The sequence below is a fragment of the Streptomyces sp. NRRL B-3229 genome (assembly GCF_000719505.1).
Lineage (GTDB): Bacteria > Actinomycetota > Actinomycetes > Streptomycetales > Streptomycetaceae > Streptomyces > Streptomyces griseorubiginosus.
On sequence record NZ_JOGP01000003.1, the window covers coordinates 141155 to 158570 of the forward strand.

The window sequence follows — 17416 nt, forward strand, 5'->3', positions numbered from 1 at the left end:
GGGAGCGCACATGGCCGCGGTGGACCTCACCACCCACCCCGGGCACCTCGCCCGGCGGCTCCAGCAGGCGCACTACCTGCTGTGGAACACGATGGTCTCCGAGGAGATCACCTCGCCGCAGTTCGCGGTCCTGAACGCGCTCGTCGCCGAACCGGGCCTCGACCAGCGCACGGTGGGGGAGCGGGTGGGCCTCGACCGGTCGACCATCGCCGAGGTGATCAGCCGGCTGGGCCGCCGCGGACTGCTCGACAAGGTCCGCGACGCCCAGGACGGCCGCCGCTTCCTGCTGCGCCTGACCGAGGAGGGGGTGCGCACGCACCGCAGGCTGACCGTGCGCACGGCCCGGATGAACCAGGTCTTCCTGGCCCCGCTCTCCGCCGACGAGCAGGACCTGTTCTTCGAGCTGATCCGCCGCGTCTCGGACGCGGCCGAGGGGCTCCGCAACCCGGCGGAACCGCTGGTCGGCCGGCCCTGATCGCACGGCGGCCCCGACTCAGGACGCTTTCGCGAACACGACCCATACCTGGCCCGTGGCGAAGTTCATGGGTGAGCCGTCCTTCGTCGTGAACCGCGTGCCGTCCGTCGCCTTGGCCCGCTGCCAGTTCACGTCCCAGGCCCGGCCGTCGCGCAGCACCTTCGCCTTCCCCGAGCCGACCGTCACCGTGTACGGCGTGTTGTTGCCGAGGAAGTCGTGGAAGGCGGACTTGCGGACCTTCACGTACTGCACCACGACCGTCGCCGGGGCCAGCCGCTTCCCGTCGGTCATCACGTCCGGGGTGCCGTCCAGCGAGACCAGCCAGCGCCCCCGGTTCGGGGACCAGGTGAAGGTGAAGCGGGCGGCCGGGAAACGGACCGTCTCCGAGGTGTCCTTCGTGCCGCCGGCGGGCGCGGGGCCGTAGCGGAACCCGGTGGTGAGTGCGTCCGGGCCCGGCGTGGTGGGCATCAGACGCTTCGGGCGCAGGTAGAGGTTGTGCGGGATGGCCCGGCCGGCGCCGCGGAAGTAGGCCTCGGACGCCTTCTCGGGGGTGCGGGCGTCCAGCGGTGCCCGGTTGATCAGGGGCATCAGCTTGCCCTGCGCGCCCGAGAAGGCGAGCGTCGGGTCGTGGAACTGCCGCAGCAGCTCCAGGTCGGACTCGCGGGCGCTGCGCACCGGGCCGACAGCCTTCGGCAGCCTGGTCGCGTACACCGCCATGAGCCGGCTGAGCCCGCCCTCGACCTGCTCGGCGTAGACGACGTCCGCTGAGTCGAGACCGGTCTGCGGCCGCGCCGCCCGCACGTTGTCGATCTTCACGGCGAGCGGGGACGGGGCCTGCCGGGCGGGTTCCGGCGAGGTCGGTGCCGAGGCGCTCGGGGCCGCGGTGTCCAGATGTCCCCGCCCGTCGTCGGCCGGGACGCGGGGCTTGCCCTGGTGCGTACAGCCTGCGAGGAACAGGCCTGCCGCGGCCAGCAGGGCCGCCGCCGTACGGGCGCGTTTCGCACGCGCCCCGGATCTGCTGCCCGCCGTGTCCGCCGTATCCGTGTTCTCCGCCGTCCCCGTCATGCCCATCGCTCCCGCCGCACGCGCCAGGCCCGCCATACGCACCCGCCTCGTGTCATTGATTGTGCGCTTATAAGTTCTTTGATGGCCATACCCGTCTGATTTTGATCGGGCACGCCCGATAGGCCGATCAGCCCTCGATCGCGGTTCGGCGGCGGACGCCACGGGTACCCGGGCCGGCGACCCCAGGACCGACACGCGCTGTACGAGGTGATGGAGGGAGTGCCGGGCGATGAAGGCTGTGACCTGGCAGGGCAAGCGGGACGTACGGGTGGAAGAGGTGCCCGATCCCCGGATCAAGGAACCGACGGACGCCGTCATCCGCATCACCTCCACCGGGCTGTGCGGCTCCGACCTGCATCTCTACGAGGTGCTCACCCCGTTCATGACCCCGGGCGACATCCTCGGGCACGAACCCATGGGCATCGTCGAGGAGGTCGGCGCCGCGGTGCCCGACCTCGCGGCGGGTGACCGCGTGGTCGTGCCCTTCCAGATCGCCTGCGGCAACTGCTGGATGTGCATGACCGGGCTGCCGACCCAGTGCGAGACCACCCAGGTCACCAGCGAGGGGATGGGCGCCGCCCTGTTCGGCTACACCCGTCTGTACGGCGCGGTGCCGGGCGCCCAAGCCGAGTATCTGCGGGTCCCGCAGGCGCAGTTCGGGCCCATCAAGGTGCCCGAGGGCCCGCCGGACGACCGCTTCGTCTACCTCTCCGACGTGCTGCCGACCGCCTGGCAGGCCGTCGCCTACGCGGACGTCCCCGAGGGCGGCAGTGTGGCGGTGCTCGGACTCGGGCCCATCGGCGACATGGCCTGCCGGGTCGCCCAGGTGCGGGGCGCCGGGCGCGTCTTCGGCGTGGACCTGGTGACCGAGCGGCTGCGCAGGGCTCGCGCGCGGGGCGTGGAGACGTACGACCTCCGGAGCTTCGACAGCGAGAAGGAACTGGTCCAGGCCATCCGCGACGAGACCGACGGACGCGGTCCCGACGCCGTGATCGACGCGGTCGGCACCGAGGCCCACGGCAGCGCGGCAGCCCGGCTCGCCCAGAACGCCTCGGCCCTGCTGCCGAGGAGGATCAGCGGGCCCTTCGCCGAGCGGTTCAGCATCGACCGGCTCGCCGCCCTGCACACCGCGATCGAGCTGGTGCGCCGCGGCGGCACCCTCTCCCTGACCGGCGTCTACGGCGGCATGGCCGACCCGCTGCCCATGCTCACCATGTTCGACAAGCAGATCCAGATCCGTATGGGCCAGGCCAACGTCCGGCGCTGGAGTGACGAGATCATCCCGTACCTGACGGACGAGGACCCGCTCGGCGTCGACGACTTCGCGACTCACCATGTGCCGCTGTCCGACGCCCCGCGCGCCTACGAGATGTTCCAGAAGAAGCAGGACGGCATGGTCAAGGTGCTGATGAAGCCCTGACCGCTGCTGGCCTCTGCTGACTTCTGCTGCCGATCCCGGTACCGGCCGCGGTCAGCGCAGGATGTCGTCCAGGTCGTAGCGCACCGGCTCCTCCAGCTGCGCGTAGGTGCAGCTCTCGGGGGTCCGGTCGGGCCGCCAGCGGCGGAAACGGGCGGTGTGGCGGAAGCGTGCGCCGTTCTCCATGTGGTCGTACGCCACCTCCGCCACCCGCTCCGGCCTCAGCGGCACCCAGGACAGGTCCTTCTTGCCCGACCAGCGGCTCGGCGCCCCGGGCAGCCGGGCGCTCTCGTGGGCGGCCTCCTCGGCCCAGGCCGCCCACGGATGGCCGCTCGCGTCCGCCATCCGCAGCGGCTCCAGTTCGTCGATCAGCTCGGCGCGCCGCTTCATCGGGAAGGCCGCCGACACGCCCACGTGCTGGAGCGTGCCCCGGTCGTCGTGGAGGCCGAGCAGCAGGGAGCCGACGACCGGGCCGCTCTTGTGGAGCCGGTAGCCCGCCACCACCACGTCCGCGGTGCGCTCGTGCTTGATCTTGAACATAGCGCGCTCGTCCTGGAGGTAGCGCCCGGTGAGCGGCTTGGCGATGACCCCGTCCAGGCCCGCGCCCTCGTACTGCTCGAACCACTGCTGTGCCACGCCGATGTCGGTCGTCGCGGGAGCGAGGTGCACCGGCGCCGTGACCCCGGACAGGGCGGTCGTGAGCAGCTTCCTGCGCTCGGCCAGCGGCACGTCCAGCAGGGACTCGTCCTGGACCGCCAGCAGGTCGAAGGCGACGAAGGAGGCCGGGGTCCGCTCGGCCAGCGTCCGCACCCGTGAGTCCGCCGGGTGGATCCGCTCGGTCAGCGCGTCGAAGTCGAGGCGGCCCTCCCGGGCGATCACGATCTCCCCGTCCATCACGCAGCGCTCCGGCAGCCGCTCCCGCAGAGCCTCGACCAGCTCGGGAAAGTACCTGGTCAGCGGCTTTCCGGTACGGCTGCCCAGCTCGACTTCGGCCCCGTCCCGGAACACGATCGCCCGGAACCCGTCCCACTTCGCCTCGTAGTGCATGTCCGGCGGGATCTTCGCCACCGACTTGGCGAGCATGGGCTTCACGGGGGGCATCACCGGCAGATCCATGGGTCCGATTCTGCTGGGAGGTGCCGTTTTTCGCCTGATATGCGCACTGTGCCCGCTGGGCCTACGGTGGCCGCATGGGTGACGCGGTGGAACTCGAGGCGGGCGGCCGGACGGTACGGCTGTCCAGCCCGGACAAGATCTTCTTCCCGGAGCGCGGCTTCACCAAGCTGGACCTGGCCCGCTACTACCAGGCGGTCGCCCCCGGCATCCTGCGCGCCCTGCGCAACCGCCCCACCACCCTGGAGCGCTACCCGGACGGGGTGACCGGCGAGAACTTCTTCCAGAAGCGGGCGCCCAAGAACATGCCCGACTGGATCCCCACCGCCCACATCACCTTCCCGAGCGGCCGCAGCGCCGACGAGATGTGCCCCACCGAGGAGGCCGCCGTGCTGTGGGCCGCCCAGTTCGGCACGCTCACCTTCCACCCCTGGCCGGTCCGCCGCGACGACGTCGACAGCCCCGACGAACTGCGCATCGACCTCGACCCGCAGCCCGGCACCGACTACGACGACGCCGTGCGCGCCGCCCACGAACTGCGGTCGGTGCTGGAGGAGTTCGGCGGTCTGCGCGGCTGGCCCAAGACCTCCGGCGGACGCGGCCTGCACGTCTTCGTGCCCATCGAACCGCGCTGGACCTTCACCCAGGTACGGCGGGCGGCGATCGCGGTCGGCCGGGAGATGGAACGCCGGATGCCGGACCACGTGACCATCAAGTGGTGGAAGGAGGAGCGCGGCGAGCGCATCTTCCTCGACTACAACCAGACGGCCCGCGACCGCACGATCGCCTCCGCCTATTCCGTACGGCCCCGCCCGCACGCCCCGGTCTCCGCACCCCTGCGCTGGGAGGAGGTCGGCGTGGCGCACCCCCAGGACTTCGACCTCGCGACCATGCCCGCGCGCTTCGCCGAACTCGGCGACGTGCACGCGGACATGGACGATCACGCCTTCTCGCTCGAGCCTCTGCTGGAGCTCGCCCGCAAGGACGAGCACGACCACGGTCTCGGCGATCTGCCGTACCCGCCCGAGTATCCGAAGATGCCGGGGGAGCCCAAGCGGGTACAGCCGAGCCGGGCAAGGAAGCCCGGTTCTACAACTCCTTGATCCTGACGTCCCGGTACGAGATCACGTCCGTCGTGCTGTGCACCTGGAGTCCGATGTAGCCGGAGGCGAACCGCCGCCCGTCCGTGCCCGGGTCGTCCGAGCGCGCCGGGTAGAAGTCCTGACCGCCGAAGTTGTCGAACTCGTTGATCAGCACGCCGTTGCGGAAGACCGAGTAGTGCTGGTCGACCACCCGGATCTCGTAGTCGTTCCAGGTCCCCTTCTGGGTGACGCCGGCACCGGCGAGTCCCACCCGGTCGAAGCCGTAGACCGAACCGGTCTTGTACATGTCGCCGTCGGGGCGGTCGAACACCTGGATCTCGTGCCCGAACTTGATGGCCGCCCACTCGGGCCGGGGCTCCTCCGGGTGGTCGTGGACCCACGGGAACCGCACGAACACACCGGAGTTGGCGTTGTCGGTGCCCGGGGCGTCGTCCCGCCACTGGAGCTTGAGCGAGAAGTCGCCGTACGTGCGCTCCGGGAACCAGAGCATGCCGAGGCCGTCCCTGGTGGTGCCGGACGTGATCGACCCGTCGCCGTTCGGTGCGAACGAACCGCCGCCCACCTGCTGCCACTTGGCGAAGGAGGCCGCGCTGCCGTCGAGGATCGTGCGGTAGCCCTCGGTCTGACCCGGCGTGCCGATGCCGGACTCGCGGGCCGCCGCGTCGATGGCGTCGTACTCGCGCGCGTCGAGCACCCCCTCCCGGAAGAGCCTGTCCAGGACGGTCTTCACGTGCTTGAGGAACAGGGCGTGGGAGGTCCACTCCTTCTCGTCCTCGATCAACTCGTTGATCCGGCATCGGCTGTTGGTGATCCGGTTCGGCACCCCCGAGTCGACCGCGCCGACGATCACCGTCAACCGCTCGTCGAGTTCGGGGCAGTTGGGCGCCGGAACCTGACTGGACACCACCGTGAAGGTCACCGTGCGCGCGGCCGAGGTGTTGCCCGCCTTGTCCGTCGCGCGGTACGCGAGGGTGTGCGTGCCCGCCCGGTCGACGACCACGGGAGCCGTGTACGCCAGATAGGGTCCGGCGTCGATCGAGTACGCGATGCCGGCGACACCCGAACCGCCCGTGTCCGTGGCGCTCACGGTCACCCTGGCGTTGCCCACGTAGGCGCCGTCGGAGTTCCGCGTGCCGTCCACGGTCACACCGGTCACCGGCGGGACGGTGTCCTGCGGGGCCGCAGCGACCACCGTGAACGCGACGCTCTTCTCGGCGGCCACGTTGCCCGCCTTGTCGGTCGCCCGGTACCGCACGGTGTGGGAGCCGACCTGATGCACCATCACGGGCATCGTGTACGGCTGCCAGGTCCCGCTGTTCACCGCGTACTCGATGGTGTCGACTCCGGATCCGGTGTCGGACGCCGACACGGTCACCGTGGCCATGTCGATGTACGTGCCGTCGGGGTTCTTCTCGCCGCTCACCGTCGCCGAGGTGTCCGGCGGCACGGTGTCGTCGGACGGCGGCGGCACCACCGTGAAGGCGGCGCTCTGCTCGGCGGAGACGTTGCCCGCCTTGTCGACGGCCCGGTAGCGCACCTTGTGGTCGCCTGCCTGGTCGACGACGACCGGGGCGGTGTACGGCTGCCAGGCACCCGTGTCCCCGATCGCGTACTCGATCCGGTCGACGCCGGAGCCACCGGCCTCGTCGGTCGCCGTGAGGGCCACGCTCGCCGAACCGACGTACTGGCCCTGCGCGTTCTGCGTGCCGGACACCTGAGCGCGGGCCGTCGGCGCGGTGGTGTCCTGGCCGGTGCCCTCGGTCACCACCAGGATGCCCTGCATCTGGCCGTGGCCCGGGATCGTGCAGTGGTAGAAGTAGCGGCCGGGGGTGAGGGTGACCTCGGCGGTGTGACGGCCTCCCGTGTCGTCGTTCGGGTTGGCGAGGATGTTGAGCTGGACGTCGTCGTTGAACTCGGGATCGCTGGTCACGAAGGTCAGCGTGTGCGGCATCCCGGTGGTGTTGCCGGTGGCCGTGCTGTTCTCGAAGACGATCGTGGCCGTACCGGCGACCGCTGTCGTCGGCGCCGAGGCGTACCTGGTGATGTCGTCGCCGGCGGTCCAGGTGAGGGTCTGCGCGGCGGCCTTGTTCACTCCCTGAGGCTGGGCTTTCGACGTCGATGTCAGGCCCAGCAGCATCAGCAGGGCCGCCAGCAGGACGGTCAGAGATCTCTGTCGGCGCATCACTGTCCTCCCCGCACCAACTCGCCGGCGGCCGGAGTGGGTCCGCCGCCCTGGTAAGTGACCCGCCACAGCGCCGACTTGGCGTCCGAGGTGAAGAAGCCGCGCCCGTAGTCGAGGACGTACAGAGCCCCGTCCGGACCGAACTTCCAGTCCATGAGGTTCTTGATGCCGTCGTTGCCGATCGGCACGATCTTCTTCAACGACTCGGAGTGCACCGGGAGTCCGCCCTCGCCGTGGGTCCTCGGGTCCGTGATCACCGCGTTGCGCGGCTGGTCGGCGTCGTAGAAGTCGCCGACGAACCACTTGCCGTCCCAGTAGGAGGGCCACTTGACGGTGCTGGTCGCCGCGGCGGTGTCGTACCGGTAGACCGGGCCGTTCATCGCGGCCTGGCCGCCGCCCTTGAGCCAGGGCAGCAGGTACGTGGCCTCCTCCTGCTTGTACGAGGGGATGCCGTTCGCGTCCCGCGGGTAGTCCGGAGCGCCGCCCTGCGGCGAGTACCAGATGTTGTTGCCGGTGACCGGAGGGAGGTTGACCAGACCGTCGTTGTTCGGCGACTCGTTCTTCGGGTGGTCGCAGTCGTACCAGCCCAGCGGCTGGTCGGGGTCGGGCAGGTTGCGGTCCCGGTAGGGCTGCTTGTTGCCCATGCAGTACGGCCAGCCCCGGTTGCTCGCGCTGGTGATGACGGCGAAGGTGTCGTACTTGGCCGGACCCCAGGTCGTCGAGGGCGCGCCCGCGTCCGGACCGACCCACCCCGCGTAGAGGATGTCGGTCTTCTTGTCGACGAAGATCCGGGCCGGGTTCCTGACCCCCATCACGTAGATCTCGCCGCGCGTCTTGCCACCGCCCTCGGCGGTCTCCCTGCCGGTGAAGAGGTTCCCCTCGGGGAGGGTGTACGTCCCGTCGGCCTCCGGATGGATGCGCAGGATCTTGCCGTTGAGGTTGTTGGTGTTGCCCGCGGTGCGGCGCGCGTCCGCGAAGGAGACGCCCTTGTAGTTCGGCTGCGGGTTGTTGCCGGAGTAACCCCCGCTGAAGCCGCTGGAGTTGTTGTCGCCGGTCGCGATGTAGAGGTTGCCCTTCGAGTCCCAGGACATCCCGCCGCCCGCATGGCAGCAACTGTGCACCTGGACCGGCCACTTGAGCAGTACCTTCTCGCTGTTCAGGTCCAGCCGGTTCGTCGCGAGATCGAGGGTGAAGCGGGAGACCCGCCGCTCGGCCATCTGCGTGTCGCGGTTGAGCCGGGAGTGCGGGGTGTAGTGCAGGTACACCCAGCCGTTCTCCTCGAACCGCGGGTCGAGCTCGATCCCGAGCAGGCCCTCCTCGACCTTCACCAGTTCGTCGCCGCCGCCCTTGTTCCCGAAGACGGTCAACGCGCCCGCGAGGGTGACCTTCCTGGTCCTCGGGTCGTAGACGTGGATCTCGCCCTTGCCCTTGCCGATGTCGGGGTTGTTCCAGTCGGTGATCACCGGCTGGGAGGAGTCGGCGCCGCCACGCCCGATGTACAGGACCCGCCCGTCGGGGGCGGTGACCAGGCCGTGCGGCTCGCCGATCTGGTCGTTCTGCCCCGGCTGGTTGGGCTGGGTGAGGCGTTCCGCCTTGTAGTTGGCGTTGATGGTCGCCTTGCAGTCGGCCTGCACGAGCCGTGAGGTCCACAGCAGCGCGCCGCGCAGATGGGTGCGGAAGTCGGTCTCGTCGTACGACGACACCGTGCCGCCCATGCCGGTGTAGAAGGACCGGCCGCCGTCGTAGTCCCGGCACCAACTCACCGGATGGTCCCAGCCGTTGGCGCCCGTGCCGGGCCGGTACGTCGACTCGCGCACCCGGGCCACGGTGTGCACCTCGCCGGACGGGTTCTTCACCCAGTTGAACCACTGGTCGGGGCGCTTCCACTGCACCGGCAGGTCCTTGGTCGCCGGGTGCTGCCGGTCGCCGACCTCGACGGTGGCCCGCTGGACGGCCGTCGGGCTTGTGGAGGCCGGCCGGGCGCCGACGAGCCCGGTGAACCAGTCGGAGTACGGTTCCGCCCGGGCCGCGTCATGGATGCCGACGAAGCCGCCGCCCGCCTCCATGTAGGCCTCCAGGCCGGCTTCCTGGTCGGGGTCGAGGACATCGCCGCCGCCGGTCAGGAAGACGATCGCGTTGTAACTCCCCAGCGCCCGCTCGTCGGTGAAGACCCGGGCGTCGTCCGTGGCCTCCGTCTCGAACCGCTGGTTCGCCGGGCCCGAGAGCCCGATCCGTTCGATGGCCGCGATCCCCGCGTTGACGACCGGCGACTCCTCGCCGGCGGCCGCGGAGCCGTAGAAGACCAGCACCCGCACGTCCCCGCCGCCCGGCGGCGACTTGACAGACATCGTTGTCGCGATGGGCTCCGGCGGCGGAGCCGCCCCCGCGGCGGGGCCGGACAACAGCCCGGCGACGACCCCGGCGGTCACGACCGCCACGCGGGTCCGTCTTCTCGTCGTTCCTCCGCTTCTCGCGCTCAACCCTCGTAAGTGCATGGGCACCTCCTCGGTCACGGCAGCAGCGCCATGGAAGCTAGACCGCTTCGCCCCGCTCGCCAATACCTATGACCGGGATCGCACCAACTTTGTCCTGAGTGTGGATAAACGGCTCGCGGGCCGGTACCGTCTCACAGGTTCATCACAGGTACGTCTCCGTCAAACCCTTACCACGGTGGGGAGTTCCGCATGGGCGCACTGGACAGACGTGGCTTCAACCGGCGGGTGCTGCTCGGCGGCGCGGCGGTCGCGACATCGTTGTCGCTCGCCCCGGAGGCCCGCAGTGATGACACAGGTCCGGCGTTGGCGCCCCCGGGCGGCGAGGTCAAGCGGATCAAGCTGTACGCCGAGCGGCTCCCCGACGGACAGATGGGCTACGGCCTCCAGAAGGGCAAGGCGACCGTCCCCGGACCGCTCATCGAGCTCAACGAGGGCGACACCCTGTACATCGACTTCGAGAACACCATGGACGTCCGGGCGAGCCTGCACGTCCACGGCCTGGACTACGAAGTCTCCAGCGACGGAACGGCGTTGAACCACAGTGACGTCGAGCCGGGCGGCACCCGCACCTACACCTGGCGCACCCATCTGCCGGGCCGCCGCAGCGACGGCACCTGGCGGGCGGGCAGCGCGGGCTACTGGCACTACCACGACCACGTGGTCGGCACGGAGCACGGCACCGGCGGCATCCGCAGGGGCCTCTACGGCCCGGTGATCGTCCGCCGCAAGGGCGATGTGCTCCCGGACGCCACCCACACGATCGTCTTCAACGACATGCTCATCAACAACAAGCCCGCCCATTCCGGACCCGACTTCGAGGCGACCGTGGGCGATCGGGTCGAGTTCGTGATGATCACGCACGGCGAGTACTACCACACCTTCCACCTGCACGGTCACCGCTGGGCGGACAACCGCACCGGCATGCTCACCGGCCCCGACGACCCTAGCCAGGTCATCGACAACAAGATCGTGGGACCGGCGGACTCCTTCGGCTTCCAGGTGATCGCGGGGGAGGGGGTCGGGGCGGGCGCGTGGATGTACCACTGCCATGTCCAGAGCCACTCCGACATGGGCATGGTCGGACTGTTCCTGGTGAAGAAGAAGGACGGCACGATCCCCGGCTACGAACCGCACGAGCACTCCGGGCAGCCGGCCGAGCACGACCACTGACCGATCATGGGCGGGTGACCCTTCTTCTCACACGCACCGATCTGGAGACGGTGCTGGAGCCGGCGACCTGCCTCGACGCCCTGCGCGACGGCTTCAGCACCACGGACAGCGCGCCGATCGCGGGGCAACGGGTGCGCACGGACCTCCCGTTCCCCGGCACGGCGACCGCACTGATCCCGGGCCTGCTGCCCGGCGTTCCCGCCTACACGGTGAAGGTCAATGCCAAGTTCCCCGGTGCCCGGCCCGCCCTGCGCGGGGTGATCTGCCTGCACAGCGGGACCGACGGCGAACTGCTGGCGCTGCTGGACTCGGCGACCGTCACGGCGTGGCGGACGGGGCTCGCGGCGGCCCTGGGCACCCATCTGCTGGCCGGCTGGGGAGAAGCCGTCGGGGTGATCGGGGCGGGCGCGCAGGCCGAGCTGATGGTGCGGGGCCTTGCCGCGCTCCGGCCTCGCGGCGTTCTCGTCGTCCACGACACGTCCGCCGACCGCGCCGCCGGGTTCGCCGCCCGGCACGGCGGCCGGGTGCTGTCCTCCGCCGCGGAGGTGGCTCAGATCGCCGACATCGTCCTTGCGGCGACCTGGTCCCGGGAACCGCTTCTGTATTTGAGCGATTCCCGGCCGGGCCGGCACTTCACCAGCCTGGGCGTGGACGAGCCCGGCAAGGCTGAACTGGCCCCCGATCTGCTGGACGCGGCCCTGCTGGTCGTGGACGACCGCGAACTGGCCGCCGGGGTAGGCGTGTCGAGGGAGGCCGACGCGACCCTGGGTGAGGTCGTGCGCGGCGAGCATCCCGGCCGTACCACCGACACGGACCTCACTGTCTACGCCCCCGTCGGCATGCCCTGGCAGGACCTCGCGCTGGCCTGGACGGCGTACGAGCGGGCCGCGCGGGAGGGGGTGGGGCGACGGGTGGATCTGTTGGCCTGAAGCGGGTTGCGGAGAGGACCGGCCTGGGGGCGAGTCAGGGTGCGGCGCGGGGCGCCATGCGCTGCCGAAGCTTGGTGACGCGGTGACGCGGTGACGCGGTGACTTGGCGGCTCGTGGCGAGAGCGCTCTCAATGGAGTCCTCCCGCAGAGCTATCCTGATCGGCACCCCGCCGACGAGGAGTCCGAAGTGAACGACGCCGCGCCACGTCCCACTCTGGAGGCCGTGGCCGCCCGGGCCGGGGTCTCCCGGGCCACGGTGTCCCGGGTGGTGAACGGCGGCGACGGGGTCAGGGAGCCGCTCGTCGAACGGGTGCGCAGGGCCGTCGAGGAACTCGGTTACGTGCCCAACCAGGCCGCCAGAAGCCTCGTCACCCGGCGGCACCACGCCGTCGCCGTCGTCGTTGCCGAACCGGAGAGCCGGGTCTTCGCCGACCCCTTCTTCGCCCTGCAACTCAGGGGGATCAGCAAGGAGCTGACGGCCCACGACAACCAGCTCGTCCTGCTGCTCACCGAGGGCCGCGACGACCACACGCGCGTCGCGCGCTACCTCGCCGGCGGACACGTCGACGGCGCGCTCGTCTTCTCCCTCCACCTGGACGACCCGCTGCCCGGCCTGATCCAACGGGCCGGTGTCCCCACGGTGTTCGGCGGGCGCCCCGGCTGGAGCGACGGCACGACCGACGTCGTCTACGTCGACAGCGACAACCGCGGCGGCTCCCGGGACGCCGTACGGCACCTGCTCGGCCTCGGCCGCACCCGCGTCGCCCACATCACCGGCGCCCTCGACCAGACCTCCGCGGTGGACCGGCTCGACGGCTACCGGGACGTCATGGGGGACGCCGACCCGGATCTCGTCGCGCCGGGCGACTTCACCCCGGCCGGCGGGGAGCGGGCGATGCGGGAACTCCTCGACCGGTGCCCCGGCCTGGACGCGGTGTTCGCCGCCAACGACCTCACCGCCTCCGGCGCCCTGCGCGTGCTGCGCGAACGCGGGCGCCGGGTGCCCGAGGACGTGGCCCTGATCGGCTTCGACGACATGCTGCCGGTCGCGGAGCAGACCGATCCGCCCCTGACCACGGTCCGCCAGGACATAGAGGAGATGGGGCGGTTGATGGCCCGCCTGCTGCTGCGGGGTCTCGACCCCCCACCGGCAGCCGGACCGGCGGGCGCCGCGCCGACCGGTGTGGTGCTCCCGACCACGTTGGTGCGGCGCGCCTCGGCGTGAGGTGTGGTGTGACCCCTAGGAGGACGTCTGCGGCTCGCTCTTGATCACCGCGAAGCGGGCTCCGTAGGGATCGGCCAGCTTGGCGACCCGGCCGACGCCCGGCACGGTCGTGGCCGGCAGCCGGACCCTGCCGCCCAGCTCCTGTGCCTTGGCAACCGTCGCGTCGGTGTCCGTCACCTCGAAGTACGGCATCCAGTACGCCCCGTCCCGGGCCTCCAGCGGGTCGTCGACGAGCGGGACGATGCCGCCGAACATGCTGTCCTCGCTCTGCCCGTCCGGCAGGACCGTCGTGTACGTGCCGCCGGGGAAGTCGACCGCGTAGGTCTCCAGGCCGAGCGCCGCGCGGTAGAAGTAGGCGGCCATCGGCAGGTCGGCCGTGTACAGCTCGACCCAGCACAGGGCGCCCGGCACCTGGGTGACGTCCAGGCCCTTGTTCCGGCCGGGCTGCCAGATGCCGAAGGGCACACCGGCCTTGTCGGCGAGGATCGCCATGCGGCCCTGGTCCATCACGTCCATGGGCTGCATCAGCACCGAGCCGTGCGCCTCCTCGGCCGCCTTCGCGGTGGCGTCCGCGTCCGGGGTCTGGAAGTACACGGTCCAGGAGGGCGGCCCCTGGTCCGGGGCGGTCTGCATACCGGCGGCGGCGGTCCGGCCGTCGAGCTGGAAGAAGCCGTACCCGCCGGCCTCGGGCGGGCCCGGCCGGAACTCCCAGCCGAACAGTCCGCCGTAGAAGGACGTGGCACCGTCGATGTCCGGGGTGCCGAGGTCGAGCCAGTTCGGAGCGCCGGTGACATAACGGGTCGTGAGCATCATTGCCCTCCTCTGACGGGGTCCCGTTGCCTGCACTGCCGAGTCTGGCACCGCCCACCGACAATCGCCGCCGGGATGCCGGGACGGACCGGGTGCGAGGCGAAACCGATCCAGCGCGCCGCCGTGCGCCCGGGGGCCGGGACGAGGACCATCGAGGCGGCTGGGGCGAGGGCCGACGAGGCGACCGGCGGTCATGAACGGCGGCGTTGATCCGGCGTTGATCGAACGTTTTTCGCTGCCCGGCACGATCTCGGCCATGCACACAGACACCATCAGCCCGGGCGGCCTCGACTGGCAGACGCAGGCGCTGTGCGCGCAGACCGGGGCGGACTTCTTCTTTCCGGAGCCGGGCAGCTCGGTACGGGAGGCGAAGCGCATCTGCGGCATGTGCGAGATGCGCCCGGCCTGTCTCGAGTACGCCCTGGCCAACGACGAGCGCTTCGGCGTGTGGGGAGGCCTCTCCGAGAAGGAGCGGCTCGACATCAGGCGGCTGGACAGCCGGTGAGTCGATCGGAAAACCGATGAGCCGGCCGGCCGGGAGTACGGCTAGGATCCCGGAGCGCACCCGGGCGTAGCGCAGAGGCAGGCGCACCGCCTTGCTCAGGCGATGTACGTCGGTTCGAATCCGACCCCCGGGCTGCGTCCGTGGGGCCCTGTAGAGCAGAGGCAGACTCGCCGCCCTCTCAAGGCGGATACGCCGGTTCGAATCCGGCCGGGGCCCATGGCACAGGGGTCGGTAGCGCAGAGGCAGGCGCACCTTCATCGCATGAAGGGAACGTCGGTTCGAATCCGACCCGGTCCGCGGCAGGTGACGAACGGGGCGGGGCGCAGGGGGGACATGATCGACGAGGACGAGCTGGCCGCCTTCCACCGCACGGTCGGCAGACTGCGCGAGCTGCCCGTCGACGACCCGGTACGGCTTCGTGCCGAGCAGGTCGCCGCGTCCTTCGCCCGCGACGGACGGCTGCGGCGGCGCAAGGCGCGCGGTGCCGAGACGGCCGCGGCCGACGCGGCCGCCATGGCGGCAACCGCCACCGGCGCCCAGGACCGGCGTGAGGACGCGCCGCTGGCCGTGTCCGGCGACGCGGGTGACGTGGGCGTCTTCCGCAAGCCGCGCAGTTGCTATGTCTGCAAAACGTCCTATCGACAGGTCGACGTCTTCTATCACCGCCTCTGCCCCCGCTGCGCCGCCGACAACACCGCCCGTCGCCGTCTGAGCACCGACCTCGCGGGCCGCCGCGCGCTGCTCACCGGAGGACGAGTGAAGATCGGCTTCCAGCTGGCCCTGATGATGCTCCGGGACGGCGCCGAACTCCTCGTGACCAGCCGCTTCCCGCACGACACCGTGCGCCGTTTCAGGGCCGAGCCGGGCAGCGCGCACTGGCTGGACAGGCTGACCGTGATCGCCGTCGACCTGCGCGACCCGCGCCAGGTGCTCGGACTGTGCGAGGAACTGTGCCGGGAGGGCCGCCCCCTGGACATCCTCGTCAACAACGCCGCGCAGACGGTACGCCGACCGCCCGAGTCGTACGCCCTCCTCGCCGCCGGAGAGCGGGACGCGCTGCCCGAAGGGGCGCGACGCGCACCGGGCTTCGTCTCGACGCGCATGCTGGAGAGCGGCGCGGCCGCCCTGCCCGTCGCGCTGCGCGAGGCCGATGAGGCCGGGCTGCTGCCCGACCCGTCCCCGGAGAACTCCTGGTCGGCCCGGCTCGGCGCGCTCGACCCCGCCGAGGTCCTGGAGACCCAGCTCGTCAACGCGCTGGCCCCGGCGCTCCTCTGCGACCGTCTGCTGCCCCTGCTGCTCGCCTCCCCGCACCCGCGCCGGTACGTCGTCAACGTGACAGCGGTGGAGGGACGGTTCGCCGTCCGCAACAAGATGCCCGGGCATCCGCACACCAACATGGCCAAGGCCGCCCTCAACATGCTCACCCGCACGAGCGCCGCCGAACTCGCCGAGCAGGGGGTGCACATGTGCGCCGTCGACACCGGCTGGATCACCGACGAGAACCCGGCGCCGAAGAAGGAGCGGATGGCCCGCGCCGGGTTCCGCACGCCGCTGGACATCGTGGACGGGGCGGCGCGGGTGTACGACCCGATCGTGCGCGGCGAGGCGGGCGACCCCGTGTCCGGGGTGTTCCTGAAGGACTACCAGGAGGCGGAGTGGTGAGCGCGGACGCCGAGGGCCCCTTCGCGGGGGTACCGCACGTCGCGCCCCGGCCGGTCGCCGAACTCGCCCCGCTGCTCGACTGGTTGCGGTCCGGCCGCCCGGCGGGTGAGCGGCTCGACTTCGCGGCGGGTACGGCGCTGCCCGACGGCCGACTCGACCTGTGCAAGCAGTCCCTGGGCGCCGAGGGTGCCGCACTGGTCGCCGACGCGCTGTCCCAGGGGCCTTCCCCGGTACGGCACCTGCTGCTGGGGACCGACGCGCTGGGCGACGACGGGGCTGCCGCGGTGGCCGGGGCGGGCACCGGCGTCGAGACCCTGTACCTCGGCTGCAACGGCGTCACCGAGGGCGGCGCCTGCCGGATCGCCGACCAGTTGCGGGCCTCGCCGCAGGTCGTCACGGGCGTCTGGCTCAAGCGCAACCCGCTCGGCGCCGGGGGCGGCCGGGCGGCCGCCGAACTCATCGACGCCGCACGCTCGTTGCGGACCCTGGACCTCGTCCAGACCGGGCTCGACGCCGCCGGAGCGGCCGTCCTGGCCGACGCACTGTCGGCCGCGGCGGAGAACGGCCGACGGATCGAGCGGCTGTTCGTCGGCGGCAACCCGCTGGGGGAGGCGGGGGCGGGAGCGCTCGCCGGGGTGATCGCATCGGGCGCGGTCGACGAACTGTACGTGTCCGCGGCCGGGTTGGGCGATGCCGGTGCTCTCCGGCTCGCGGCGGCGCTGGACCGGGCGCCGCACGGCCGGCTCGCCCGTCTGTCGGTCGCGAGCAACGGCATCGGCCCCCCGGCGGCGGCCCGGCTGGTCGCCGCGGCGACGACGGCCGGCGTGGAACTGCTGGACCTCGGCCGGGTACGCGCGGCGGCCGTGCTCGGCGCTCGGGACAACCACGTGGACCTGACGGCCGCCGAGACGATCGCGGACGTCCTCGCGAGCACCGCCGGACATCGGCTCACCCACCTCGTCCTCGCCCACACCGGCATGCGCAGCCGCGAGGCCCACCGCCTCCTGGACACCGCCCCCCGCGCCACCACGGCCACCCGCTTCGTCCTGGGCGAAGGCATCGCCGCCAGCGTCAAACGCCGTCTCGCCGCCCACAGCGCCCATCTCCCGCCCCCGTCGGTACCGGCGGACGTGGCGGCCGTACGCAGCGTGCACCGGACCCCGCCGGCGAGTGCCGCAGACTGACACCGGCGACCGGCGACCGGCGACCGGCGACCGGCGACCGGCGACCGGCGACCGGCGTCCGCCGACCGGCCCCCGGTGACC

At 71.4% G+C, this 17416-nt stretch carries 14 protein-coding genes and 3 tRNA genes; 12 read left to right on the forward strand and 5 right to left on the reverse strand.

Annotated features, from left to right (window positions below; genetic code table 11):
• The first annotated feature begins 10 nt into the window (after positions 1–10).
• Complete coding sequence (locus IF54_RS0105560; protein ID WP_030315113.1) at positions 11–475, forward strand: MarR family winged helix-turn-helix transcriptional regulator; 465 nt, start codon at positions 11–13, stop codon at positions 473–475.
• 18 nt (positions 476–493) lie between these two features.
• Here the strand turns inward: IF54_RS0105560 and IF54_RS0105565 are convergent, their stop codons facing one another.
• The gene (locus IF54_RS0105565; protein ID WP_051735352.1) at positions 494–1540 is read right to left on the reverse strand and encodes a DUF3048 domain-containing protein; all 1047 of its coding nucleotides are present in this window, start codon (positions 1538–1540) and stop codon (positions 494–496) included.
• A gap of 229 nt (positions 1541–1769) precedes the next feature.
• Between IF54_RS0105565 and IF54_RS0105570 the strand changes: the two genes are divergently transcribed.
• Positions 1770–2960, forward strand: a complete 1191-nt coding sequence (locus tag IF54_RS0105570; protein WP_030315116.1) for a zinc-dependent alcohol dehydrogenase — start codon at positions 1770–1772, stop codon at positions 2958–2960.
• Positions 2961–3011: 51 nt separating this feature from the next.
• Here IF54_RS0105570 and IF54_RS0105575 read toward each other — a convergent pair whose 3' ends face one another.
• Positions 3012–4073, reverse strand: coding sequence for an ATP-dependent DNA ligase (locus tag IF54_RS0105575; protein WP_030315119.1), 1062 nt, complete (start codon positions 4071–4073; stop codon positions 3012–3014).
• A gap of 74 nt (positions 4074–4147) precedes the next feature.
• Between IF54_RS0105575 and ligD the strand changes: the two genes are divergently transcribed.
• Complete coding sequence (ligD, locus tag IF54_RS0105580) at positions 4148–5173, forward strand: non-homologous end-joining DNA ligase (protein WP_030315120.1); 1026 nt, start codon at positions 4148–4150, stop codon at positions 5171–5173.
• Here the strand turns inward: ligD and IF54_RS0105585 are convergent.
• A complete protein-coding gene (locus IF54_RS0105585; protein WP_030315122.1) occupies positions 5160–7355 on the reverse strand; it encodes an OmpL47-type beta-barrel domain-containing protein in 2196 nt (731 codons plus the stop codon). The genes ligD and IF54_RS0105585 overlap by 14 nt on opposite strands.
• Entirely contained in the window at positions 7355–9850 is a 2496-nt protein-coding gene (locus IF54_RS0105590) for a ThuA domain-containing protein (protein WP_199821180.1), read from the reverse strand. Before IF54_RS0105590 ends, IF54_RS0105585 begins: the two co-directional genes overlap by 1 nt.
• Before the next feature lie 189 nt (positions 9851–10039).
• Here IF54_RS0105590 and IF54_RS0105595 point away from each other — a divergent pair, with 189 nt between their 5' ends.
• The 3 genes from IF54_RS0105595 to IF54_RS0105605 all read left to right on the forward strand — a co-directional run bounded on the left by IF54_RS0105595 (position 10040) and on the right by IF54_RS0105605 (position 13174).
• On the forward strand, positions 10040–11020 hold the full coding sequence (locus IF54_RS0105595; RefSeq protein WP_030315126.1) for a multicopper oxidase domain-containing protein: 981 nt from the start codon (positions 10040–10042) through the stop codon (positions 11018–11020).
• 14 nt (positions 11021–11034) lie between these two features.
• A complete protein-coding gene (locus IF54_RS0105600; protein WP_030315127.1) occupies positions 11035–11949 on the forward strand; it encodes an ornithine cyclodeaminase family protein in 915 nt (304 codons plus the stop codon).
• 187 nt (positions 11950–12136) lie between these two features.
• A complete protein-coding gene (locus IF54_RS0105605) occupies positions 12137–13174 on the forward strand; it encodes a LacI family DNA-binding transcriptional regulator (RefSeq protein WP_030315129.1) in 1038 nt (345 codons plus the stop codon).
• A gap of 15 nt (positions 13175–13189) precedes the next feature.
• On the opposite strand, the gene IF54_RS0105610 is transcribed toward IF54_RS0105605, so the two are convergent.
• Positions 13190–13984 (reverse strand): VOC family protein, encoded by a 795-nt coding sequence (locus tag IF54_RS0105610; protein ID WP_030315132.1) that lies wholly within the window; start codon positions 13982–13984, stop codon positions 13190–13192.
• A gap of 256 nt (positions 13985–14240) precedes the next feature.
• On the opposite strand from IF54_RS0105610, the gene IF54_RS0105615 reads away from it, so the two are divergent.
• From IF54_RS0105615 to IF54_RS0105640, 6 genes are all read left to right on the forward strand, one after another.
• The gene (locus IF54_RS0105615; RefSeq protein ID WP_199821181.1) at positions 14241–14489 is read left to right on the forward strand and encodes a WhiB family transcriptional regulator; all 249 of its coding nucleotides are present in this window, start codon (positions 14241–14243) and stop codon (positions 14487–14489) included.
• Positions 14490–14548: 59 nt separating this feature from the next.
• Positions 14549–14622 (forward strand) — tRNA-Ser (locus IF54_RS0105620).
• A gap of 11 nt (positions 14623–14633) precedes the next feature.
• A tRNA-Glu gene (locus IF54_RS0105625) sits at positions 14634–14705 on the forward strand.
• Positions 14706–14714: 9 nt separating this feature from the next.
• Positions 14715–14786 (forward strand) — tRNA-Ala (locus IF54_RS0105630).
• Positions 14787–14822: 36 nt separating this feature from the next.
• Positions 14823–16151, forward strand: coding sequence for an SDR family NAD(P)-dependent oxidoreductase (locus tag IF54_RS0105635; RefSeq protein WP_030315136.1), 1329 nt, complete (start codon positions 14823–14825; stop codon positions 16149–16151).
• Positions 16148–17335, forward strand: a complete 1188-nt coding sequence (locus tag IF54_RS0105640) for a ribonuclease inhibitor (protein ID WP_107047797.1) — start codon at positions 16148–16150, stop codon at positions 17333–17335. The genes IF54_RS0105635 and IF54_RS0105640 overlap by 4 nt, the downstream gene beginning before the upstream one ends.
• The last annotated feature ends 81 nt before the right edge of the window (positions 17336–17416 follow it).

Coding starts and splice junctions, on each gene's coding strand:
- IF54_RS0105560 (WP_030315113.1), top strand. CDS start 11: ATGGCCGCGGTGGACCTCACCACCCACCCCGGGCACCTCGCCCGGCGG.
- IF54_RS0105565 (WP_051735352.1), bottom strand. CDS start 1,540: ATGACGGGGACGGCGGAGAACACGGATACGGCGGACACGGCGGGCAGC.
- IF54_RS0105570 (WP_030315116.1), top strand. CDS start 1,770: ATGAAGGCTGTGACCTGGCAGGGCAAGCGGGACGTACGGGTGGAAGAG.
- IF54_RS0105575 (WP_030315119.1), bottom strand. CDS start 4,073: ATGGATCTGCCGGTGATGCCCCCCGTGAAGCCCATGCTCGCCAAGTCG.
- ligD (WP_030315120.1), top strand. CDS start 4,148: ATGGGTGACGCGGTGGAACTCGAGGCGGGCGGCCGGACGGTACGGCTG.
- IF54_RS0105585 (WP_030315122.1), bottom strand. CDS start 7,355: ATGCGCCGACAGAGATCTCTGACCGTCCTGCTGGCGGCCCTGCTGATG.
- IF54_RS0105590 (WP_199821180.1), bottom strand. CDS start 9,850: ATGCACTTACGAGGGTTGAGCGCGAGAAGCGGAGGAACGACGAGAAGA.
- IF54_RS0105595 (WP_030315126.1), top strand. CDS start 10,040: ATGGGCGCACTGGACAGACGTGGCTTCAACCGGCGGGTGCTGCTCGGC.
- IF54_RS0105610 (WP_030315132.1), bottom strand. CDS start 13,984: ATGCTCACGACCCGTTATGTCACCGGCGCTCCGAACTGGCTCGACCTC.
- IF54_RS0105615 (WP_199821181.1), top strand. CDS start 14,241: ATGCACACAGACACCATCAGCCCGGGCGGCCTCGACTGGCAGACGCAG.
- IF54_RS0105635 (WP_030315136.1), top strand. CDS start 14,823: ATGATCGACGAGGACGAGCTGGCCGCCTTCCACCGCACGGTCGGCAGA.